This window comes from Neobacillus drentensis (genome assembly GCF_036962125.1).
Lineage (GTDB): Bacteria > Bacillota > Bacilli > Bacillales > Cytobacillaceae > Neobacillus > Neobacillus drentensis_B.
The window spans coordinates 84,639-105,692 of sequence record NZ_JBALOA010000008.1 but is presented as its reverse complement, the minus strand read 5'-3'; the positions used below and the strand labels follow the sequence as shown (position 1 = coordinate 105,692).

The window sequence follows — 21,054 nt, the reverse complement described above, 5'->3', positions numbered from 1 at the left end:
TCGATAACTAACTAATCAAACGTTTGGTTAGTTTTTTTAAATCGAGTTAATTCCACAATCTTTTTACAGAATTTTAGGGTAAATGATTGATACAGAAAGGATATAACTCTATTTAATTAAACGTTTAATTAGTTTGCAGCCGGTCGAAGAATGTAAAATAAACAGGAATGTGGGCATTTAGGAGGCTGAATGGCTCCAATTACCGACAAATATTTCACCTGTTTACAGACAAAAACCCTTTATTTAAAAGGGTTTAAGCTAATTTTAATCAAACGTTTGATTGGTATTGCTTTTAGCTGGAAATAGTCGAGTCATGTAAATGACAGTTAAAAGTTTATCATCGACTTCGGACATTCTCATACATTTTAGGCCCAACCATGTCCGAAGTTAGCACATCTTCGGATACGGACACCCTTTTAGGCTCTACTATGTCCGAACTTAAAAGTCTATCATCGCACCGCGCTCGTCAAAAACCGCTGAAGGGTTCCACGCGACTTCCCAGAGGTTATTTTCTGGATCGGCAAAATAGGCTGTGCGCCCGCCCCAAAAGGCATCACTGGGCTCTCGCAGTATTTTTGCCCCTGTACGGCGGACGGACTCAATCACAGTATCAACTTGTTCCACCTGCTCCACATTAATGGCGAAGGTCACACCATGAAAGCTATCAGGTGACTTCGAGAATTCTATGCCTGCATCCTTTGCTAATTCAGCAATCGGAAATAGCGAAAGCAGGACACCCGCTGTTTTAAAGACAGCATATTGATCCGAGCTTATTTCAGTCTCCTCCCAGCCTAATGCTTGATAGAAAGAACGAAGAACGGGTAAATCGTATGCACCAATCGTAAGCAAGGTTACTCTTTGAGGTACCATTATTAAATCCCCCCATAAAAATGATTATGTAACTAATTTTCTCCGAACCATCCTAATTATCCTCCAAACTTACGGATATCAGATTTTCATAGTTTAAATTAACTAATAAATGGTAAGATTTTAGGAAGGTGATATCAAGAAAAGTGAGGTTAAATAAATGACCATATATATTGCGCTGCTGCGCGGAATTAATGTTGGTAAGAATAACCGGATCAAAATGGCAGATTTAAAAAGTCTATTAGAAACGATGGGCCTAGAAAAGGTAAAAACATATATTCAAAGTGGCAATGTTTTGTTTGAAGGACCAGACGATTCTGCTCAGCTTAGTAAGCAATTAGAGGATAAAATAAGTGAGACGTTTGGGTTTCCAGTCCCAGTTATGTTAAGGACAGCTGAAGAATACGAACAGATTGTCCGTAATTGCCCATACTCTATGGAAACACTGAAGGAAGGCGAAAGTATTCAACTTGCCTTTTTAGCAGACGAGCCTTCCCAAGAGAAAATAGAAAATTTACGTAGTTTCAAAAGTGAACCAGACGAATGTTTTATTAACGGTAAGGAAGTTTATTTTTATCTAAGGCAAAGTATTCTCGATTCAAAACTAGTTGCCCAGCTCCCCAAACTGGGTATACCGGCGACAGTGCGTAACTGGAAAACCGTCATGAAACTATCGGCCATGATAGAAAAGTAAATACGCTCGGATCAATGGGATCCGAGCGTGGTTATTATTTTTCGGTTTTTAACAAGCGAACACTTTCGGTAAATTCCTTTTCAATCTCATCATTTTTTCGATACGTGAGGATGCTGACCACGACAGCGACAATAAGATTGAAAACAAAACCTGGAACAATTTCATAAAGCCTGTCACCCAAGCCGACATTTTTCCAAACGATAACAGTAACAGCCCCAACAATCATCCCGAAAAGGGCGCCCCAATTCGTAATCTTTTTCCAGAATAAGCTTAGCAGGATCACTGGTCCGAATGAAGCACCAAAACCTGCCCATGCATATGCAACAAGGTCTAAAATGGTGCTGTTTTGTTTGAATGCTAGTGCCGCGGCAATGACTGAAACGAGAAGAACCGCCATTCTTCCTAAGAAGACCAGTTGCTTGTCCTTAGCATTTTTGTTCATCACCATTTTGTATAAATCTTCAACAAGTGCACTAGAGGTTACAATTAATTGAGAAGAAATCGTACTCATAATCGCTGCGAGAATAGCAGCTAAAGCAAATCCTGCAAATAATGGGTGGAATAATATCTGACTTAATTCAATAAAGACTGCTTCTGGATTCTTTAAAACATGCTCCGGGTTGTTATGGAAAAAGGCAATGCCGATAAATCCGGTAGCAATGGTCCCAAGTAGCGAGATGATCATCCAGCCCATACCAATCCGGCGGGCACTTTTCGTTTCTTTAATCGTCTTAATGGCCATAAAGCGGACAATAATATGCGGCTGTCCAAAATAGCCTAAGCCCCAGGCCATTGCTGAAATTATTCCTACAAAGGTTGTCCCTTTTAACAAATCAAGTTTGGTAGGGTCAATTGCACGAATCGTTTCCATCGTTTCTGCTGGACCTCCGGTGTGGAAGATGCCAATAGCTGGAACAAGAGCAAGCGCAATCAACATCATTAACCCTTGAATAAAATCTGTATAACTTACGGCCAAGAATCCCCCAAATAAGGTGTAGGCAACCGTAACACCGCCAACAATTAAGAGTCCGGTGTGATAGCTCGTGCCAAATGAACTCTCAAAAAAGACAGCCCCTGAAACCATTCCTGAAGATACATAGAAAGTAAAGAAAATAAGAATAACAATTCCTGAAACAATACGGAGTAGTTTTGTGTTGTCCTTAAAACGGTTTTCAAGATAGCTTGGAATCGTGATGGAATCATTGGCCACTTGGGTGTAAGAACGCAAGCGAGGTGCTACCAAAAGCCAGTTAAGATAAGCGCCAATCGTTAAACCAATTGCGATCCATGCATCCGCTAAACCGGTAACATAAATTCCACCGGGTAAGCCCATTAAAAGCCAGCCGCTCATATCAGCCGCCCCAGCACTTAACGCGGTTACAGCAGGTCCTAAAGACCTTCCCCCAAGCATGTAATCCGTTAGATTGCTAGTCTTTCGAAAGGAATACCAGCCGATAAAAAGCATGGCAGCAATATAGATTCCGATAGAAAGTAGTTGTAGTGATTCGTTAGACATAGGAGTCCTCCCCAATTTTCTTATATAGAGAATAGTATATTCAATAATATTTTCTATATAAAAAATATTCTATCAACTTTAAATCTCTATTTCTAGTGTATAAATTTACTTTTTTAAAATAGGAAAAAATACTTGCAGTATAATATTTACAATTCACCTGAAGCAGTTCAATTGTCAAGGTTTCTGAAAACAACTATGATAGGAGAAAATGGAAGGGGTGCTGTTAAAATGGATTTAAACCAGTGGTTTCAAAAAGGATTGACTGTGAACGAGTACATAAACGCAATGACCACTAATAAAGAGGAAATGCTCACAATCTATGAGGGATATACCGTTAGGGAAGACGATAAGAAAAAGCTCGAGGCATTAAGGACACGAAATATACGTGCGATAGTCTTATCGGAAGATTGGTGTGGAGATGCGATGCTAAACAATCCTATTTTGCTGAAAATGGCTGAAGCCGCTGAGATGGAAGTCCACTTCGTGCTTCGTGACTCCAATTTAGAGTTAATGGACCAGTATTTAACGAATGGCACATCTAGAGCAATTCCTATTTTTATTTTTATCGATGAAGATGGAAATGAAGTCGGCGTTTGGGGGCCAAGAGCACCGGAAATGCAGGCTTTGGTGATGGAAAAGCGTGCTAGCTTACCGGATAAGGAGGCCGCGGATTTTCAAGAGAAGCAAATGGAGATGTATAAAGGTCTTCGTACAACCTATCAAACAGATGCAGAAATTTGGCAAACCGTAGCTAACAGTATCATGTCGGTACTTATCAAATAAAAAGAGGATCCCAAGGAGTCAATTCCAAGGGATCCTTGTTTATTTCATCTAAAAACTACTATTCTTCGGCGGGATACGGTCATTAATCAACTTTTTATCATTGATTTTTGGTTCGATTCCTAGAATAAAATTACGAATATTGGAGCGGTGCAGATATAGTAAAAATAACGAAAAGAATAAAAAGATAAGTTCTAATTCTAGCTTAGAAGATATGAGGGAATAGATTAACATACTTACACCCACTGTGATTGAGCCCATAAAAACATACTTTGTTAAAAAAATGACCAAAAAGAATGCGACATAGGCGATGACCAAAAGATAGATGTTGGCAATTAACAAAGCCCCTGCGGTCGTTGCAATGGCTTTTCCGCCTTTGAACCCTGCGAAAATTGGAAAGCAATGCCCTACAACAGCAGCTAAACCAAAGTACAGGGGTTCGACGTCAAGATTGAAGTAAATTGGCAGATAGGCGGCAACAGTCCCCTTAGCGAGATCAATAATAAGCACGAATACGGCTGATTTCTTCCCCAGTACCCTCAGTGTATTGGTAGCTCCTGGGTTTTTGCTGCCGTGTTCGCGGATATCGATACCAAAAATCAGCCTGCCCACAATCAGAGCTGTGGGAACGCTTCCAATTAAGTAGGAAGCCAAAAGCAACAACCAGAACATAAGCATCATTCCCTCAACAATTATTATTTTGGATATATCCCATTATTTATAGATTCTATCATAATACAGTGGTATTATTTTGTTGAATTGTAAGGATAAGTTAAGAAAAAGGAGCACTTGATCGAGCTATATTGAATTTGGCCAAGTTGCTAATAGCTATGCAGTTTTAAGCGAAGATATTCCAATTGCCTTAATCGATAGTTTTTAGAAAAAAAGCAGCAAGGGATGATATATATGAGTAAAATGTTTAAAATCCAAAAGCCTAAAATTCCAGCCAGCTTAACGCCATTTGATTATAATGATCGAGAAGATTCTGATATTAATATGGCACTCATTAGCGACTGTACAATCTCACAAGAAGAAGTTGAAAAGATGAGATTCGAAGAGGTCGTGTTTAGAAATGTAACCTTTCTCGATGGCGCGTTTCGCTTTATTCAATTGACCGATGTTATTTTTGAACGATGTGATTTATCTAATGTGGATTTTACCGATGCCATTATCCACCGGGTTGAGTTTCGCGACTCTAAACTATTGGGGTTAAATCTTGCCGATGCTACACTGAGGAATGTATTATTTGAAAATTGTAATCTCAATATGGGGTCGTTCGGATACGCCGATTTGAAAGAAATGAGATTTGAAAATTGTTCACTTCGAAATGCGGATTTCTATGAGGCGAAGTTTAATAAAGTAGGATTTACAGAATGCGATCTTGATGATGTGAATTTTACAGGAACAACACTCAAAGGAGTGGATCTTAGCACCTGTAAGTTCAACCACTTAAATCTATCACTTGATCTTGTTGCAGGATGCATTGTTTCAGCGGATCAAGCGATTGGATTTGCGAGGCTATTAGGAGTGGAGATTAAAGATTAACCTAATGATGTACTGGTAAAACCGTGTGACACCTAACGCACGGTTTTTTTGTGCGTGCTATGATATAGGAAAATTATTTTTTTAAAAAAAGTGTAGGGGTTATTCAAAAAACTTTCGTCTATTAAGAGAGTGACAAGAAAAGAAAGGGGGAGAGAACGATTAGTGATGCTGTTTTAATAGAAAATGTGATAAACGGCAATGATCAGGCTTTTCGACTGTTGGTTGAGAAGTACCGCAATGATGTGTTCCGGACCATTTTTGCTGTGCTTCGCGACCAAAAGGAAGCAGAAGACGCCGCACAGGAAGTGTTTATGAAGATCTATACCGCTCTCCCCCACTATCAAAATCAAGGGTTTAAAACGTGGATAACGCGAATTGCTGTTAATCATGCGATAGATGTAAAACGCAAACAGGTTAGTAGAAGAGAGGATATAGCTGAAGACCTCGAGCAGCAGTTAGTAGCAGGGACACCGAAAGATAGTGTGGAGAAAGAAATAATCAAGCTAGATCGGAGAAGGCTCGTTAGGAAAAAGCTTGATGAACTGCCTGAGAATTACCGTGATGTTATTTACGGATTTTACATAGCGGAAAAAAGCTATCAGCAAATGGCTGAAGAACAAAATGTTCAGGTGAAAACAATCGAAACGAAGCTATACCGAGCACGCAACTGGATGAAAAAGAATTGGAAGGAGGACGATTTTTCATGAAGCATTACACTTATGACGAATGGTTGCAATACGTTAACGATGAAATCAATAAAACAGCCAAAGAGGAACTAGAAAAGCATTTATATACCTGCGATCAATGTCTGAACCATTATCTAAAGGCCGTGGAAGCCAATGAAACCTCGCTTCCAATACTATCAAATCAGAGCAGCTTTACCGATGCGGTAATGGCGGGAATCTCAACCCAAAAGACTTTGGTACCTTCTGTGGTACCTGACACCATTGAGGATTTAAACACTATGCCAATAGTTCCTTCGGTACCTGACACCGTTGATAATCTTAACACTATCTCAATGGAGACATTGGTACCTGACACCAAAATTAGTAGGAAGAAACCTTACTATCAGCAGGCGGCATTTCATTATCTGCTGGCTGCGGCGGCGACTCTTTTGTTGACGTTCTCTGGTGTCTTTCAGTCGTTAGCTGCTTATGCGAGTTCGATTGAAAAGCCTCAAATTCAGGAAAAGAAGCCTTCAATGACGGAGGATGTTATTAATAAAACGTTCGCATGGATGGATTCACTAGATAAAAAGGGGGCAAATAAGAAATGAAAAATCCGACCAAAGCATTGACCTTATCCTTATTTCCGGGTCTTGGTCATATTTATTTCGGCAACATGTTTCGTGGAGTACTTTATTTACTGACCGTCATGGGATTGGCATTCGTCACGGTCATTGGGTTAGTAACAAATAATGAGCAAGTTTCCATCGTGACTTTTATGTTAGGAATTTTCATTTACCTGATCAGTTTTATTGATATGGGTGTCCAGGTTTCCAAACATAAAAAGGAGTTAAGGGCAGCGAACCAGGACCTCCCGCAGACACAGGCAGCCCAAGATTCAGAACGATTCTACACGATTGTCTTATCGTTTATCCCAGGCTTAGGCCACTTCCAAATTGGCTTAATGACCAGGGGACTAACGCTTTTGGCCACCTTCTTAGGGCTCGGGGTCATGGTTATATTCGTAACAGCACTTTCCAACCGTGGTGAATTTATGGTCTTTTTGGCCGCCCTGCCAATTATTTGGGTATACGGATTCTTTGACGCGGTCCAGCAGGTGAATAAAAAGCAGCGCGGTGAGGAGTTAATCGATCGAACGATTTTTGAAGACTTTGAGATGCGTCGTGAAGATGGTAAAAAGAGCAAATCAATCGCGACCTTTCTGGCAATTTTTCCAGGCGCGGGACATCTATATCTTGGCCTCCAGCGCCGCGGTATTCAGTTAATGGCCGCCTTTCTCTTTTCTATCTATATTTTAGATACGCTCAGGCTGGGGATTTTCTTATTCCTAATCCCAATTATCTGGTTTTACAGCTTTTTTGATGCGATGCAAAAGGTCTCTAGGTACGGGGAAGAAACCATCGAGGATGTGCCAATTATTTCCTATTTCCTTAACCATCAAAAATGGGTGGGTGTTGGCCTTGTCTTAATGGGCCTATACTATCTCGTCATGAACGTGCTGCTGCCAGCCTTCTCACCATTACTAAACAGGTTAATTAATGTTGATGTGATGTATTGGGTACAGGGTTATCTTCAAACAGGGCTTGTTTGTCTGGTGTTGATTGGCGGAGGATTTAAACTTTTATCTGGAAGCAAGCAAAAACGGGAGGAAAAAAAGCATGAGTAAGTGGGGAAAAACAATAGCAGGCGCTGCAATAATCGGTTTCGGAGTTGGATTCCTTTTTAGAAAAAGAAAGGGGAGAGAAGACGCATGAGAACTTGGCGCGTTGGGACGTTTTCGATGGGGGCCTCGCTTGTATTCCTTGGACTTTTCCTCTTTTTTTCAAAGTTTTTAGGGTTGGATCTTGTCCAGGTGATGACGGCTTGGTGGCCGCTTTTGTTGGTTGTGCTTGGGATGGAGATTCTCGTTTATTTATTTTTGTCAGGTCAGGAAAAGCCAATGTTAAAGTACGATTTTCTAAGTATTTTCTTTGTGGGTGTGATTGGAACGGCCGGAATTGCCTTCGCGATTTTAAGCACCACGGGTATTATGGGAAAAGTAGAAGATGTGATGGCGAGAGAAGAACGCTCATTTGAATTGCCTGCCTTTTCTTATAAAATGGATGACAGTATTAAACGGGTAGTTGTCCGAACGGTGGGGTATCAGATGACTGTGGAATCGACGGAGGAAAAGGAAGTAACTTTGTTCGGGACGTATCGGGTGCAAACAGCTAAGAAGGCGAAGGTACTCCAACGTCCGGATGATGTGGTTTCAGCAAACCAAAAAGGTGATACGCTTTATTTAAACATGAAGTCACTGCCTAACGAACTTGGCCCGTTCCATGCTAGTGGCGAGGTTGCGGCAACGCTTTTGATTCCAAAGGATGTGAAGCTTGAGGTGATTGGCAGTGATAATTCCCTTACCTTAAAGCCGCGTTCACTTGCGAATGATTGGAATATCGATGGAGCATCAACGGTTGTTGTCGATGTAGCAGCAAATAGCAATTTGAAGGTGGATGCAGAGGGTGTCCAAGAGTTAGATGGTAGAGAAGGTGACTGGAAGGTGGCGAAAGAGAAGACGGCCGATGGCATAGATAATGGCAAGAAACAGGCTGTTTTTCAATCTGGCGCGGGACAGTACCACATCAACATTGCGGATGCATACGATATTCATCTTCAAACGAATCAGTAAAATGATTGAGTCTATTTTTGCAAAAAAATAAAAAACGGGTATGATAAGAGATGGACATTTGAAGGTAAATTCGTGTCGCCGCTTGGCAATATGTTTGTCAGTTAGAATGAAAATTGGTAGAATATTGAAATGAGCGGATAGCTAGTACTGATGTTGATTTCAAAAATAGGATGATGAAATGATGAAAAGAGCAAGACTGATCTACAATCCTACCTCAGGGCGTGAAATTCTTAAGCGGAATCTTCCAGAAATTCTTCAAAAGCTAGAAATGGCTGGATATGAAGCATCTTGTCATGCGACAACGGGTGCAGGGGATGCAACGGAGGCCGCGCGGATCGCTGTTGAGCGTAAGTATGATATTGTGATTGCTGCAGGCGGCGACGGAACGATTCATGAAGTGGTCAATGGCCTCGCAGAACAGGAGTACCGTCCAAAATTAGGAATTATTCCCGCTGGGACGACGAACGACTTTGCTAGAGCCCTGCAAATTCCTAGGGATATCGGAGCTGCAGTGGATATAATTACAAAAGGGGAAATGATTCCTGTTGATATTGGCCGTATCAATGATCGTTATTTTATTAATATTGCTGGCGGCGGTAGAATCACCGAGATTACATACGAAGTACCAAGCAAATTGAAAACGATGCTCGGTCAATTGGCTTACTATTTAAAAGGGATAGAAATGCTTCCTTCGATTAAACCATCAGAAGTAACGATTGAGTATGATGGGAAATTGTTCGAAGGGGAGGCCATGCTGTTTCTTGTTGGGTTAACCAATTCAATTGGTGGCTTTGAAAAACTAGCACCGGATGCCTCGATTAACGATGGCTTATTTTCACTTTTGATCTTGAAAAAGACGAATCTAGCTGAATTTATCCGGATCGCAACCTTAGCGCTCCGCGGGGAACATATCCATGATCCGAATGTCATCTACACACAGGCTAACCGGATTAAGGTTCATGCCACGGAAAAAGTCCAGTTAAATTTAGATGGTGAATTTGGCGGATTGTTACCTGCTGAGTTTGAAAATCTTTATCGTCACTTAGAGGTGTTTGTGCCACTTGACGATATTCGCCCGAATGACCGACCAACGGATTGGGATTCGGGGAAGAGATATAGCTAAAAGAAGGTTATTCCAATCCAACAATTGTAAACCACAGCGTTTTGGAAGAAACACCCTACGGGGTGTTTTTTGTTGGAAAATTAATTAAGGCCCCAAATTATTTGGGGCCTTTTCATTATTCATATTCAATTTTCCAGCTTTTTAGATTCCTATAACCTACGCATTTAACAGGTAGATTGGTTGCTAGCTTTTAGCTTCCAAATAGAGGGCTTGAATAAATTTTTTAATATTAATCCGGGAATGCGTGTTTTCGTCATGGGCCTTCCCTTCCAGTTCTAGCATTTTCATTCGGACTTGAGTATAGTCAAAGAAACTCGATGAATAATTTTCAAACTTTGGATTAGTGTAATCGGTCAGCCCAAGTGAAGCAATATGTTCCAGCGCTTGATGGATGGTACGTCGAATCCGTTGTTCACCCGCTTTCATTTCTTTTCTTACAACCTGAGGCGGGGAACCCGGATGGATACGTTTTTCAATTACCTTCTCATACAAATCCTTTAGAGGCGGTGTTTCACGAACCCCGTCTTTTTCTAGTTGCGATAGAATTGCTAATATATCTAGCAGGTCCTTATTGCCACTTTCTCCTATAATGCCAAGCTCACGGAGGATGTTCCTTCCAGAGTTGATTATTGGGTTTTGAATCGTCTGGTAATGTTTTTCAGGCTGTTTCATTTGTGAATGATTGGTTAAGAAGCTTAAGGATCTTTGAATGTCAGTGAGTGATCGCTCTAGCTGCAGTTGATCGCTTACCCTCTTTATGATGCTTACAACCTCAAGCTGGTTAATTGGCTTTGTAATATAATGAATAACCCCTAACGAATATGCCTCCCCAATCAAATCCTTGGTTTCAACCTGGGAGATCATAATAATTTTTCCATGGAAGAAAGGAGCAATTTCTCTAACCGTTTCAATTCCATCACGATTAGGCATTAGCAAGTCAATGATCAAGATGTCAATTTCCTGTTTATCAAGGATATCAGCATAAACCTCAGAACCATCCTCAGCCTCCCCGGCTATTGTCCCAAGATTCTCTTCTTCGATAATATTTGAAAGCATTGCCCTAACTGTAGCGGAATCATCAACAATAAAGAATTTCAAAGTCCTCATCCTCTCTCTGTTAAGCTGGAAATAGGTAGTTGAATTTCAAAGCTAGTTTTATTTGTCTCATCTGTATCAAGCAGGTTAAGACTGCCACCGATATTTTCTATTACGTTTTTAATATATGATAAACCAATCCCATTCGAGGCCATTCCAGTTTGGTCAAACTTCGTAGTAAAACCTGGTTCAAAAATGAATCGTTTGTTTTTTTCTGAAATACCGGAGCCATTATCATTAACAATAATAATGGCCATTTCATCAATTCTTTTAACAGATAACTCTATTAGACCTTTATTAAAAATTGCCTCAACGGCATTAGAGACAAGATTGTTAATGAGAGAGAATAAAATAATCGTACGATAATAGGGATGATCACCTGAAATAGTTACTTGATAATCTATTGACTTGCCGAGGATGTCTCCGTAATTTTTATTTGATCTGACGATAACCTCAATGATCTCCTCTATGGCCATAAAGTCACTCAAATTTTCTTTAATCATTAATTTAGTTAAACCGGCATAAATGCGCTGGTTATCCTTTTTAATTTCGTGCATTTGGCCGGCTATTTTCAATGCGGTTTGAGCATGATTATTACTTCCCAATTCCTTTAAATCGCGGTATAACCCATAACAAACACTTGTTAGTTCCTCAGCATTTTTCATAGATTTCTTCAATTGAACCATTTCCACATATAGATTTGAAATGATTAGCAAAATTTGCTCGTTTAGTCTTTTATGCTGTTCTTCCGCAAGTTTCGTTTCTCTTATGATAAATATATTAAAAAATCCAAGGACGAAGAAGCTTCGGATAATAGCAATTCCACCAACCACCATTAGGGACGAGAGGGTGATTGGAATATTCGAAGTAAAGGATCGACAGGTGATTTCAACCAAACTAGCAATTACTTCGATTACGACCCCTAACAAGCCAATAATAAATGGGCTATCATGAAAATTATTTATTTTAAAGGCATAAAAAAGTAATGCGTAAATTGAATAGTAAAAAAAGACAGGATAATACAAATAAAAGGAATCTAATAACTGTAAAGAATCTGCTTGAAATTCATATAGACAAATTCGAAATAAAACTACAGCAATTCCTGTGAGTAGTCCCGCAATAGGAGAGAATATTTTTCTTGACCATAATAGGATAAAGAAAAAAAGGGGTGTTCCTAAACTAACCCTTAAATCACCATCTAGCGGATAGAACTTTAACTCTCCAGCAATGGGAACAGCAATGAACATGAATAAGTAGGCTAATAGTTTATCGCGCACAGTGGACCTCCAATTTACTGCAGAAATCTCTTTCTTTTATAGTAATCGTTTCAGAGATCATAATAGACAAAAGAATTGACAAATTTATTAAGTTTCAAGTTGATTCTGTTGGTTTTTGTAGTTTTAAGTAGTCTTGACTGTATGCTCTAGATGAACAAGGAAAGCTTTCAGAAACAAACAACGGTTTCCGGAGTGTTGAAAACTTTGCAATCATTTTATTAATTGAAACCCGCAAGATGGGAGTGCAAGCCTCTATGGCGGAATACTTTGTGAATAATTTCACAAAAGGAAAGTTGGTGAAGAATTTTAAGCTTACGAATGAAGGCTCTTCTTTTATTAAGATTATTACTGAATGGAGGTATTCAATATGTTTTGGATTCAATTTTTAATCGTCCTAGGGTGTATTTTCATTGGCGCTCGGTTAGGTGGAGTTGGACTAGGCGTAATGGGTGGAGTTGGACTAGCCATTCTTGTCTTTGTCTTTGGCTTACAGCCTACATCTGCACCGATCGATGTGATGTTGATGATTTTAGCAGTGATAACCGCAGCAGGTTCCTTGCAGGCTTCAGGCGGGATGGACTATTTAGTCGTTTTGGCTGAAAAAGCCCTTCGGAAAAATCCGAAGTGGATCACATTCATTGCACCGCTCGTTACATATGTTTTTACTTTTTGTGCAGGGACTGGGCACGTGGCTTATTCCATCTTACCTGTCATTGCAGAGGTGTCACGGGAGTCAGGCGTTAGGCCTGAAAGACCAATGGCAATTGCGGTTATTGCCTCTCAGCAAGCAATTACAGCCAGTCCGATATCAGCGGCAACAGTTGCTCTGCTGGCGTTGTTAACGGATTTCAAGATTAGCTTACTCGATATTTTAATGATCTGTATCCCGTCTACACTTATTGCATGTATGATTGCAGCTTTTGTATCAAGCAAAATGGGTAAAGAGCTAAATGATGATCCTGACTACATTAAACGTTTAGAAGCTGGATTAGCACCGATTAAAAAAGATAAAAAGGAATTTCAGGCGACACCAGGCGCAAAGCTATCTGTGCTATTTTTCCTTTTAGCCGCCGTTCTTGTGGTTGTATTAGGTTCATTTGAGACCTTACGCCCTGGTTGGGACATTGAAGGTACATTCACTCGGATGACAATGCCTGCATCCATTGAAATAGTTATGTTGACGATTTCAGCATTAATTATTATCTTTTGTAAACCAAAGGTAGAAGAAATTGTTTCCGGCAGCGTCTTTAAGGCCGGCGCCGCAGCAGTTGTCGCAATCTTTGGGATCGCTTGGATGGGAGACACGTTCTTTCAAGGTAATTTAGCGCTAATTTCTGGATCTATTTCTGATTTAGTTACATCAGCACCGTGGTTATTCGCCGTTGCACTATTTGCTCTTTCTATCTTGCTATATAGTCAGGCTGCAACCGTGCGTACGTTAATGCCGCTTGGGATTACACTGGGAATTAATCCAGCTTTATTGATCGCAATGTTCCCTGCGGTTAATGGATATTTCTTTATTCCTAACTATCCAACAGTTGTCGCCGCGATTAACTTTGACCGCACGGGGACAACAAGAATCGGTAAATATATTTTAAATCATAGCTTCATGGTTCCAGGCTTAATCGCAACACTTGGAGCTGTCGGAATTGGTATTTTACTAAGCACGATTATTCTATAAAGAAGAGATTAAGGGTTAGAGGTAATCTCCTTATTACTTCGGACCCTGTCATTTTAAACATATTAGTAGTTCCAAAAAAAATAGTGGAGATGACAAGTATGAGCTATTCAGAGAATTTTCGTATTGAAAAAGATTTCCTAGGGGAGAAGCAGGTTCCAGTTGAAGCGTATTATGGTGTTCAAACTATAAGAGCAGTCGAGAATTTTCCGATTACAGGCTATCGAATTGATCCAGCCCTAATTGTAGCCATGGCGATGGTCAAAAAGGCATCTGCGTTTGCCAATGCGGAAATTGGCCAATTGAATAAAGGGATTGCGAAGGCCCTTATGGCAGCGGCAGATGAAGTAATCGATGGACGATTGCATGATCAATTTATCGTCGATCCGATTCAAGGTGGAGCAGGTACTTCTATCAACATGAATACAAATGAAGTTCTTGCCAACCGTGCCTTAGAAATAATTGGTGAACAAAAAGGAAATTACAAGCTTATCAGTCCGAATTCTCATGTTAACATGGCGCAATCTACAAACGATGCGTTTCCAACAGCGATCCATTTGTCGACACTAATGACTTTAGAAAAATTAATCAAAGCGATGGAAGAGCTTCATTTAGAATTCATGAAAAAGGCAAATGAGTTTGATGGCATTATTAAAATGGGACGCACCCATCTGCAGGATGCTGTTCCAATCCTTCTCAGTCAAGAATTTGAAGCCTACGCAAGGGTGCTAAGAAGAGACATTAAACGGGTTAAGGCAACCCGTGAGAATCTATATGAAGTAAATATGGGGGCAACTGCTGTTGGGACCGGCCTTAATGCCGAACCAGAATATATTGAGAAGACCATCCAATATTTGGCGGAAATTACTGATTTGCCGATAAAAGGTTCAGAGGATCTTGTAGATGGTACGCAAAATACGGATGCCTATATAGAAGTATCAGCAGCTTTAAAGGTTTGTATGTTGAATATGTCAAAGGTTGCGAATGATTTGCGGATGATGGCCTCTGGACCACGTTGTGGGTTAGGTGAAATCAATCTTCCTGCCCGTCAGCCGGGATCATCTATTATGCCAGGAAAAGTAAACCCGGTTATGGCTGAGGTCTTAAACCAAAGTGCCTTCCAGGTAGTAGGAAATGATTTGACCATCTGCATGGCTTCAGAAGCTGGGCAATTTGAACTGAACGTTATGGAGCCAGTGATTGTTTTCAACTTATTGCAATCGATTAGGATTATGACTAATGTGTTTACAGTCTTTCGTGAGCATTGTCTAGAGGGCATTACGGCTAATCAAGAAAGATTGGAAGCTTACGTGAATAATAGTGTAGGTGTGATTACCGCTATCAATCCACATGTTGGCTATGAAATAGCTGCTTCTATTGCAAAGGAAGCAATTGAGTCAAATAGACCGGTAAGAGAAATTGTGCTGGAAAGAGGCGTGTTAACAGCCAATGAATTGAATCGGATCTTACATCCTTTTGAAATGACGAACCCTGGTATTGCCGGTAGGGAGTTACTAATTAATAAATCTCGTGAAAAAGAATTAGCTTACGTATAAGAAAAATCTTAGTGCAGGGTATCTTTTGTTTAGAGCCCTGTGCTTTGTAAATTTTATCTCGATCTTTTCAGCATCTAAAGGAGGTTTAACGAATTATGGAGCGTGGAAATAACCAGCACTTTTACCGCAAGCTGCATTCTTTGTCAGGAATCATTCCTGTCGGAGTATTTATGACCGTTCATTTATTCGTCAATTATACTGCGTCATGGGGAGTTGATTCCTATAACAAAGCGGCAGGATTTATGGTGAATTTGCCGTTCAAATACTTTCTCGAACTATTTATCATTTTTATACCACTATTATTTCATGCCGTGTACGGCATTTTTATTGCCAAACAAGCTAAAAACAATGTCGGACGGTACAAGTATCCGCGTAACTGGAAGTTTTTCTTCCAGCGTATCACCGGTTTAATTGCGTTTGCATTTATTATCTGGCATGTCTGGGAAACGAAAGTTCAGGTGGAATTTGGAGGAGTCGAAGCGAACTATCATTTGATGGCTAACATCGTCGATAACAGCATTTCATTGTTCCTCTATATTATTGGTATTTTGTCGTGTGTGTATCATTTTGCTAATGGAATTTGGACCTTCCTAATTACATGGGGGATTACTGTATCACCACATTCACAGAAAATATCTCAATATATTACATTCGGATTATTTATTGTATTATCTTACATTGGGATCCGCGCAATCTTGGCATTTGCTTAAGCGCTAGATAGGGAGGACAAACAAATGAGCAAAGGTAACATTGTCATTGTTGGAGGCGGTCTCGCTGGATTGATGGCCGCTATTAAAATAGCAGAAGCAGGGACACATGTGGATTTATTCTCGGTTGTACCGGTAAAACGTTCCCATTCTGTATGTGCACAAGGCGGCATCAATGGTGCTGTAAATACAAAAGGCGAGAATGATTCACCGTGGGAGCATTTTGATGATTCAGTTTACGGTGGTGATTTTTTAGCAAACCAACCACAAGTAAAAGCGATGTGTGAAGCCGCTCCGAAGATTATCCATATGTTTGACCGTATGGGAGTTATGTTTAACCGGACGCCTGAAGGGTTACTTGATTTCAGACGCTTTGGGGGAACACAGTACCATAGAACTGCATTTGCCGGGGCCACGACAGGTCAGCAGCTCCTTTATGCACTAGATGAACAGGTTCGTAGCTTTGAAGTAAAGGGCCTTGTGACGAAATATGAAGGCTGGGAATTTGTCTCTGCTATTCTTGATGAAGAAGGTGTCTGCCGCGGTATTACCGCACAGAATCTACGTACAATGGAAATGAAGGCCTATCGGGCAGATGCCGTCATCATGGCAACAGGCGGGCTTGGGATCATTTTTGGAAAGTCTACGAATTCAACGATTAATACGGGTTATGCGGCAGCAAGGCTGTATCAGCAAGGTGCTTTGTATGCAAACGGGGAATTTATTCAAATTCATCCTACTGCCATTCCAGGAGACGATAAAAATCGCCTTATGAGTGAGTCCGCACGTGGTGAAGGCGGAAGGGTCTGGACGTATAAGGATGGAAAACCATGGTACTTTTTAGAGGAAAAGTATCCTGCTTATGGAAATCTGGTACCACGAGATATTGCCACCCGTGAGATTTTCGATGTGTGTGTTAATCAAAAGCTTGGTATCAATGGAGAAAATAAGGTTTATTTGGATCTCTCTCATATTGACGCGAAGCAATTGGATATCAAACTGGGCGGAATTATGGAAATCTATGAAAAATTTATGGGCGATGACCCGCGAAAGGTGCCAATGAAAATATTCCCTGGTGTCCACTATTCAATGGGTGGCTTATGGGTTGATTTGGACCAAAAAACGAATATCCAGGGCATGTTCGCTGCAGGGGAATGTGATTATTCGCAGCATGGCGCAAACCGTCTCGGTGCGAACTCGTTGTTATCAGCCGTTTATGGCGGAATGGTAGCAGGTCCGAGAGCACTTGAATACCTTAATGGGCTTAACAAGCCGACAGACAAGGTTTCCAGTTCAATTTTTGAAAAGCAAGTGAATGAAGATGTAAGAAAATATCAATCAATTCTAGCAATGAATGGTACGGAGAACGCCTATTTGCTTCATAAGGAGCTTGGCGAATTAATGACGGCGAACGTAACAGTCGTTCGTGAAAACAAAAAATTAAAGATGACTTATGAAAAGCTTCAGGACTTTACTGAACGCTATAAAAATATAAACATTGAGGACACTGCAAAGTGGAGCAACTCCAGTGCTTCATTTGTTCGACAATTAGAAGGCATGATTAATCTTGCAAATGTGATTACCCTTGGAGCCTACAATCGGAACGAGAGCCGCGGGGCCCATTATAAGCCGGAATTCCCAGACCGTAATGACGAGAAATGGCTAAAAACGACAATGGCTAAATTCAACCCAACTACTAAACTTCCAGAGTTATTTTATGAGGAAGTTGATACATCGTTGATAGAACCACGAAAGCGTGATTATACAAAAGCGAAGAAAGGAGCCAAATAATAGTGGAAACGAATAAGTATATTCATTTTATTATTACCCGGCAAAAGGATGCTCAATCTTCTCCTTACACAGAAGAATTCATGGTTCCTTATCGCTCTAATATGAATATCATCTCGGGATTGATGGAAATTCAAAAGAATCCAGTCAATGCTAAAGGTGAAAAAACGACTCCTGTAATTTGGGAATCCGTTTGCCTGGAGGAGGTTTGTGGAGCCTGCTCAATGGTCATCAACGGGAAACCGCGTCAAGCGTGTTCCTCCTTGATTGATCAACTTGAACAACCTATTCATATTGCACCGTTGACATCGTTCCCTGTGATGAGGGATTTAGTGATTGACCGTTCATGGATGTTCAATGCGTTGAAAAGGGTAAAGGCATGGATACCAATTGACGGAACACACGATTTAGGTCCGGGACCAAGAATGCCGGAAAAAACTAGGCAATGGGCATATGAAATATCGAAGTGTATGACATGCGGCTGTTGTTTGGAGGCCTGTCCGAATGTCAATGGAAAATCTAATTTCATCGGACCAGCCCCGTTAGCACAGGTACGCTTATTTAATGAGCATCCTACAGGTGCCATGCATAAGGAAGAACGGCTTTTAGCGATTATGGGAGAGGGAGGACTTACTTCGTGTGGTAACTCACAAAACTGTGTCGAGGTATGTCCAAAAGGCATTCCACTTACTACATCCCTTGCTGCGTTAAATAGACAAATAACGATTCAATCGATAAAGAACTTCTTCGGATAAGTTGCCTGTATACTACCTACTTAAATTAGAAATTGATAAAATAATAGCTATATGAAAACCCGTTCCTACTTGGAGCGGGCTTTTTTTATAAGTGATGAAGATGGCTCTAAGGAAGGATAAATTATTTCAGATATAGAATTATATATAATAATTTGCGGGAAAATTCAGTATAAAGGGGCGGAAACTATTGAAGGCACTAATTAATATTGATTACACCTATGATTTTGTAGCAAGTGAGGGGGCGTTAACATGCGGCGAGCCCGGGCAGAGGATTGAAGGAAGGATCGTGGAACTGACAAAGAAGTTTATTGCGAGTGGGGACTATGTGGTCTTTGCCATTGACGTTCATGACCGAGGCGATGAGTTCCATCCTGAAACAAAACTGTTCCCCCCACATAACCTGCGCGGGACAGCAGGCAGAGATTTATTTGGTGGCTTAAAGGAAGTATATAGTAGGTATGGCCAAAATGAAAATGTTGCCTATCTGGATAAAACTCGGTACTCGGCATTTGCGGGAACAGACCTTGAAATTAAATTACGTGAGCGCGGAATTACGGAAGTTCATTTGGTTGGGGTTTGCACCGATATATGCGTCCTTCATACCGCAGTAGATGCCTATAATAAAGGATTTAAGATTGTCGTATATAAGGACGCTGTCGCTTCGTTTAATCAGGCAGGGCATGAATGGGCACTCGGACATTTTGAACAATCTCTAGGAGCCCACGTTAAATAGACTTTCAAGGTTATTATTGGTTATAATGATGAAAAAGCTGAAATAGTACTCCGGAGGTCTAATGATGAAACACTTTTATCACGATGATAGTTTAACTCTGCATACGGATCTATATCAGATCAATATGGTAGAAACGTATTGGAGAGATGGAATACATAATAAGCGTGCGGTTTTCGAACTATTTTTCCGCAAGCTTCCGTTCGGAAATGGCTATGCTGTTTTTGCTGGCTTAGAGAAAGTGATTCAGTATATTCAAGGCTTTCGTTTTAGCGATGAAGATCTCGAGTATTTGCAAACGGAAGTAGGTTACAAAGAAGATTTTATAGCCTATCTTAAAGATATCCGTTTCACAGGCACGATCTGCGCCATGAAGGAAGGGGAACTTGTTTTTGGCAATGAGCCTATCCTGCGTGTCGAAGCGCCACTTGCCGAAGCTCAATTGATAGAAACAGCGTTGCTTAATATTGTGAATTACCAAACATTGATTGCGACGAAAGCATCGCGGATCAAGCAAGTTGTCGGTGAAGAAGTGGCCATGGAATTCGGGACAAGACGAGCACAGGAAATGGATGCAGCGATTTGGGGGACGAGAGCAGCCTATCTGGCCGGCTTTGAATCAACAAGCAACGTGAGAGCCGGTAAGCTGTTTGGCATTCCTGTGTCTGGAACGCATGCCCATTCAATGGTCCAAGCCTATAAAGACGAATATACTGCTTTCATGAAGTACGCTGAAACACACAAGGATTGTGTATTTTTAGTGGATACATATGATACTCTCCGTCTCGGTGTGCCCAATGCAATTAAAGTGGCAAGGGAGCTAGGCGATACTATTAATTTTATTGGGATTCGTCTTGATAGCGGTGACCTTGCCTATCTTTCAAAAGAAGCGCGCAAACTGCTCGATGAGGCGGGATTCCCTGATGCAAAGATTGTAGCCTCGAGTGATTTGGATGAATATACGATTATGAATTTAAAATCCCAAGGAGCTAAAATTGACAGCTGGGGTGTAGGGACAAAGTTAATTACAGCTTACGACCAAGCCGCACTTGGTGCGGTTTATAAAATTGTTTCCATCGAAGATGAAAGAGGGAAAATGGAGGATACGATTAAAATCTCATCCAATCCGGAAAAGGTTACGACACCAGGATTGAAGAGAATTTACCGGATCATCAATAATACGAACCATCATGCTGAGGGGGACTACATTGCGCTGGCGGATGAAAAGCTTCCGGAAAAGCGTTTGCGCATGTTCCATCCTACTCATACTTATTTGAATAAGGTGGTTACCAATTTTACGGCAAAAGAATTGCACGAGGAAATCTTCTCTAAAGGCGAGCTTGTCTATGAAATACCATGCTTAGAGGAATCCCGTGATTATTTAAAACAAAACCTCGATTCGCTATGGGACGAGTACAAGCGGATTATGAATCCAGCCGATTACCCTGTTGACTTGAGTCAAAAATGCTGGGATAACAAAATGAGAAACATTGAAGAAGTGAAAGAAAAAGTAGCGGCGATGAAAGAGTAACAATTAGGGTTCTCCAGGGTTGAAGGGTAGGACTACTCGCTAATTGTTACCGTGG

At 40.7% G+C, this 21,054-nt stretch carries 20 protein-coding genes; 15 read left to right on the top strand and 5 right to left on the bottom strand.

The annotated features are described in order from the left end of the window. Positions 1-438: 438 nt before the first annotated feature. Positions 439-870: a VOC family protein gene (locus tag V7121_RS08880; RefSeq protein WP_335494552.1), complete on the bottom strand. Its 432-nt coding sequence runs from the start codon at positions 868-870 to the stop codon at positions 439-441. A gap of 157 nt (positions 871-1,027) precedes the next feature. Between V7121_RS08880 and V7121_RS08875 the strand changes: the two genes are divergently transcribed. Then, positions 1,028-1,561 carry a DUF1697 domain-containing protein gene (locus tag V7121_RS08875; protein WP_335494554.1) on the top strand — a complete coding sequence of 178 codons (534 nt, stop codon included), beginning with the start codon at positions 1,028-1,030 and terminating at the stop codon, positions 1,559-1,561. A 34-nt stretch (positions 1,562-1,595) separates the two neighbouring features. On the opposite strand, the gene putP is transcribed toward V7121_RS08875, so the two are convergent. Next, positions 1,596-3,077 (bottom strand): sodium/proline symporter PutP, encoded by a 1,482-nt coding sequence (gene putP, locus V7121_RS08870; RefSeq protein WP_335494557.1) that lies wholly within the window; start codon positions 3,075-3,077, stop codon positions 1,596-1,598. 228 nt (positions 3,078-3,305) lie between these two features. Here putP and V7121_RS08865 point away from each other — a divergent pair, with 228 nt between their 5' ends. Then, a complete protein-coding gene (locus V7121_RS08865) occupies positions 3,306-3,860 on the top strand; it encodes a thioredoxin family protein (protein ID WP_335494558.1) in 555 nt (184 codons plus the stop codon). 48 nt (positions 3,861-3,908) lie between these two features. Here the strand turns inward: V7121_RS08865 and plsY are convergent, their stop codons facing one another. Then, entirely contained in the window at positions 3,909-4,529 is a 621-nt protein-coding gene (gene plsY / locus V7121_RS08860) for a glycerol-3-phosphate 1-O-acyltransferase PlsY (RefSeq protein WP_335494560.1), read from the bottom strand. 234 nt (positions 4,530-4,763) lie between these two features. On the opposite strand from plsY, the gene V7121_RS08855 reads away from it, so the two are divergent. From V7121_RS08855 to V7121_RS08830, 6 genes are all read left to right on the top strand, one after another. Beyond that, complete coding sequence (locus V7121_RS08855) at positions 4,764-5,402, top strand: pentapeptide repeat-containing protein (protein ID WP_335546396.1); 639 nt, start codon at positions 4,764-4,766, stop codon at positions 5,400-5,402. Positions 5,403-5,620: 218 nt separating this feature from the next. Next, positions 5,621-6,109, top strand: coding sequence for a sigma-70 family RNA polymerase sigma factor (locus V7121_RS08850; protein WP_335546395.1), 489 nt, complete (start codon positions 5,621-5,623; stop codon positions 6,107-6,109). Beyond that, entirely contained in the window at positions 6,106-6,678 is a 573-nt protein-coding gene (locus V7121_RS08845; RefSeq protein ID WP_335494568.1) for an anti-sigma factor family protein, read from the top strand. The genes V7121_RS08850 and V7121_RS08845 overlap by 4 nt, the downstream gene beginning before the upstream one ends. Beyond that, positions 6,675-7,754 carry a DUF6677 family protein gene (locus V7121_RS08840; protein ID WP_335494570.1) on the top strand — a complete coding sequence of 360 codons (1,080 nt, stop codon included), beginning with the start codon at positions 6,675-6,677 and terminating at the stop codon, positions 7,752-7,754. The genes V7121_RS08845 and V7121_RS08840 overlap by 4 nt, the downstream gene beginning before the upstream one ends. Before the next feature lie 84 nt (positions 7,755-7,838). Next, positions 7,839-8,759 carry a hypothetical protein gene (locus tag V7121_RS08835; RefSeq protein ID WP_335494573.1) on the top strand — a complete coding sequence of 307 codons (921 nt, stop codon included), beginning with the start codon at positions 7,839-7,841 and terminating at the stop codon, positions 8,757-8,759. 181 nt (positions 8,760-8,940) lie between these two features. Next, complete coding sequence (locus tag V7121_RS08830) at positions 8,941-9,882, top strand: diacylglycerol kinase (protein ID WP_335494575.1); 942 nt, start codon at positions 8,941-8,943, stop codon at positions 9,880-9,882. Between the two features lie 183 nt (positions 9,883-10,065). Here the strand turns inward: V7121_RS08830 and V7121_RS08825 are convergent, their stop codons facing one another. Both V7121_RS08825 and V7121_RS08820 read right to left on the bottom strand, forming a co-directional pair. Then, positions 10,066-10,980, bottom strand: a complete 915-nt coding sequence (locus tag V7121_RS08825; protein WP_335494578.1) for a response regulator — start codon at positions 10,978-10,980, stop codon at positions 10,066-10,068. Positions 10,981-10,985: 5 nt separating this feature from the next. Further along, entirely contained in the window at positions 10,986-12,254 is a 1,269-nt protein-coding gene (locus tag V7121_RS08820; RefSeq protein WP_335494581.1) for an ATP-binding protein, read from the bottom strand. Between the two features lie 367 nt (positions 12,255-12,621). Here V7121_RS08820 and V7121_RS08815 point away from each other — a divergent pair, with 367 nt between their 5' ends. The 7 genes from V7121_RS08815 (at position 12,622) to V7121_RS08785 (ending at position 20,999) form a co-directional block, all read left to right on the top strand. Then, positions 12,622-13,935, top strand: coding sequence for an anaerobic C4-dicarboxylate transporter (locus V7121_RS08815; protein ID WP_335494584.1), 1,314 nt, complete (start codon positions 12,622-12,624; stop codon positions 13,933-13,935). Positions 13,936-14,033: 98 nt separating this feature from the next. Continuing rightward, the gene (gene aspA / locus V7121_RS08810; protein ID WP_335494586.1) at positions 14,034-15,488 is read left to right on the top strand and encodes an aspartate ammonia-lyase; all 1,455 of its coding nucleotides are present in this window, start codon (positions 14,034-14,036) and stop codon (positions 15,486-15,488) included. A gap of 95 nt (positions 15,489-15,583) precedes the next feature. Continuing rightward, positions 15,584-16,198, top strand: coding sequence for a succinate dehydrogenase cytochrome b558 subunit (locus tag V7121_RS08805; RefSeq protein ID WP_335494590.1), 615 nt, complete (start codon positions 15,584-15,586; stop codon positions 16,196-16,198). 24 nt (positions 16,199-16,222) lie between these two features. Further along, complete coding sequence (sdhA, locus tag V7121_RS08800) at positions 16,223-17,986, top strand: succinate dehydrogenase flavoprotein subunit (protein WP_335494593.1); 1,764 nt, start codon at positions 16,223-16,225, stop codon at positions 17,984-17,986. 2 nt (positions 17,987-17,988) lie between these two features. Continuing rightward, positions 17,989-18,738, top strand: a complete 750-nt coding sequence (gene sdhB / locus V7121_RS08795) for a succinate dehydrogenase iron-sulfur subunit (RefSeq protein WP_335494597.1) — start codon at positions 17,989-17,991, stop codon at positions 18,736-18,738. A gap of 187 nt (positions 18,739-18,925) precedes the next feature. Next, entirely contained in the window at positions 18,926-19,471 is a 546-nt protein-coding gene (locus V7121_RS08790; RefSeq protein WP_420490537.1) for a cysteine hydrolase family protein, read from the top strand. Positions 19,472-19,535: 64 nt separating this feature from the next. Continuing rightward, positions 19,536-20,999 (top strand): nicotinate phosphoribosyltransferase, encoded by a 1,464-nt coding sequence (locus V7121_RS08785; RefSeq protein WP_335494600.1) that lies wholly within the window; start codon positions 19,536-19,538, stop codon positions 20,997-20,999. The last annotated feature ends 55 nt before the right edge of the window (positions 21,000-21,054 follow it).

Excerpts from the sequence above, each read along its gene's own strand:
- V7121_RS08880 (WP_335494552.1), bottom strand. The coding sequence starts at position 870 with ATGGTACCTCAAAGAGTAACCTTGCTTACGATTGGTGCATACGATTTA.
- V7121_RS08875 (WP_335494554.1), top strand. The coding sequence starts at position 1,028 with ATGACCATATATATTGCGCTGCTGCGCGGAATTAATGTTGGTAAGAAT.
- putP (WP_335494557.1), bottom strand. The coding sequence starts at position 3,077 with ATGTCTAACGAATCACTACAACTACTTTCTATCGGAATCTATATTGCT.
- V7121_RS08865 (WP_335494558.1), top strand. The coding sequence starts at position 3,306 with ATGGATTTAAACCAGTGGTTTCAAAAAGGATTGACTGTGAACGAGTAC.
- plsY (WP_335494560.1), bottom strand. The coding sequence starts at position 4,529 with ATGTTCTGGTTGTTGCTTTTGGCTTCCTACTTAATTGGAAGCGTTCCC.
- V7121_RS08855 (WP_335546396.1), top strand. The coding sequence starts at position 4,764 with ATGAGTAAAATGTTTAAAATCCAAAAGCCTAAAATTCCAGCCAGCTTA.
- V7121_RS08845 (WP_335494568.1), top strand. The coding sequence starts at position 6,106 with ATGAAGCATTACACTTATGACGAATGGTTGCAATACGTTAACGATGAA.
- V7121_RS08840 (WP_335494570.1), top strand. The coding sequence starts at position 6,675 with ATGAAAAATCCGACCAAAGCATTGACCTTATCCTTATTTCCGGGTCTT.
- V7121_RS08835 (WP_335494573.1), top strand. The coding sequence starts at position 7,839 with ATGAGAACTTGGCGCGTTGGGACGTTTTCGATGGGGGCCTCGCTTGTA.
- V7121_RS08830 (WP_335494575.1), top strand. The coding sequence starts at position 8,941 with ATGAAAAGAGCAAGACTGATCTACAATCCTACCTCAGGGCGTGAAATT.
- V7121_RS08815 (WP_335494584.1), top strand. The coding sequence starts at position 12,622 with ATGTTTTGGATTCAATTTTTAATCGTCCTAGGGTGTATTTTCATTGGC.
- aspA (WP_335494586.1), top strand. The coding sequence starts at position 14,034 with ATGAGCTATTCAGAGAATTTTCGTATTGAAAAAGATTTCCTAGGGGAG.
- V7121_RS08805 (WP_335494590.1), top strand. The coding sequence starts at position 15,584 with ATGGAGCGTGGAAATAACCAGCACTTTTACCGCAAGCTGCATTCTTTG.
- sdhA (WP_335494593.1), top strand. The coding sequence starts at position 16,223 with ATGAGCAAAGGTAACATTGTCATTGTTGGAGGCGGTCTCGCTGGATTG.
- V7121_RS08785 (WP_335494600.1), top strand. The coding sequence starts at position 19,536 with ATGAAACACTTTTATCACGATGATAGTTTAACTCTGCATACGGATCTA.